The 1,096-nt window shown below is 71.7% G+C and carries 2 pseudogenes; one reads left to right on the top strand and one right to left on the bottom strand.

Annotation, left to right across the window (positions count from 1 at the left end):
- Positions 1-169, top strand: a pseudogene (locus D180_RS10340) (TolB-like protein); the annotation flags it as partial.
- A 266-nt stretch (positions 170-435) separates the two neighbouring features.
- Here the strand turns inward: D180_RS10340 and D180_RS10335 are convergent.
- Positions 436-1,096 (bottom strand): annotated as a pseudogene (locus tag D180_RS10335) (iron-uptake factor); the annotation flags it as partial.

Genomic DNA, 1,096 nt, shown 5'->3' with positions numbered 1-1,096 from the left:
GGCGCTGTCGTTCAACGGCAGCGACGGCCACACCGCCGGCGCCGTGCTGGATGCGTCCAAGCCCAGCGAACTGCTGCTGTCCGGCAGCGCCCGCGCGCCCAGGGCCGGCAAGCGCGACCTGTACCGGATCAAGGCACCGGCCGCCACCGGTAGCGGCGACTGCAGGTAAGCGGATTGCGCGGCGACGCGAGGCAGATGCCGGTCTGCTGCCGCGCCGACACACAACAAGCGGGACCAGAAGGCCGTTGTGGGAGGGACTTCAGTCCCGACGCATGGCACTCGGACGCATCGCCCGGTTGCTGCACGCGCGCATTCCGCTCGGATCAGTGGCTCGCTGAAATTGCTGCCACCGTCCTCTGCCCGTCACCATGATGCGCAGCGACGATCAGGGCTGACACGCAAGAGCCTGGATCGCACTGCGATCGGCGCATCGCCTCAATACACATCGCGCCGATAGCGCCCATCCGCGCTGAGCGCATCCAGCGCGTCCTCGCCCAGGATCTCGCGCAGTGCCACATCCACGCCGCGCGCCATGCCGGCGAGGCTGCCGCAGACGTACACGGTGGCGCCACGCGCCACCCAGTCGCGGACCGCGTCGGCAGACTCGCGCAACCCGTCCTGCACGTAGCGCTTGTGCGCCTGGTCGCGCGAGAACAGCAGATCCAGGCGCTGCAGATGGCCGGCGTCGCGCCAGGCGCGCAGCTCGTCGCCGAACAGCGCATCGTGCGCGGCATTGCGTTCGCCGAACAACAGCCAGTGCCCCTGCACACCGGCCGGCGCGGCCTCGCGCAGCAGGCTGCGCAGGCCGGCGATACCGGTGCCGTTGCCGATCAGCAGCATGGGCGCATCGCCATGCCGGCGGAACCCGGGGTTGGCCCGCACCTGCGCGCGCAGCACCGCGCCCACCGGCGCATGCTGGCACAGCCAGCCGGCGCCCACGCCGGGGCGGCCGTCGTCGCGCAGGGTCAGGCGCACCACCAATTGCAGCAGCCCGTCGGCCGGCACCGAAGCGATCGAGTATTCGCGCAGCGGCAGGGTCGGCAGCGCGTCCACCCAGGCCTGCAGGTCGTCGCCCGGCGTTGGCGGCGTCAGCGCG

Source organism: Xanthomonas sp. SHU 166 (assembly GCF_000364685.1).
Taxonomy (GTDB): Bacteria; Pseudomonadota; Gammaproteobacteria; order Xanthomonadales; family Xanthomonadaceae; genus Xanthomonas_A; species Xanthomonas_A sontii.
This window is presented reverse-complemented; position numbering and strand designations above follow the sequence as displayed.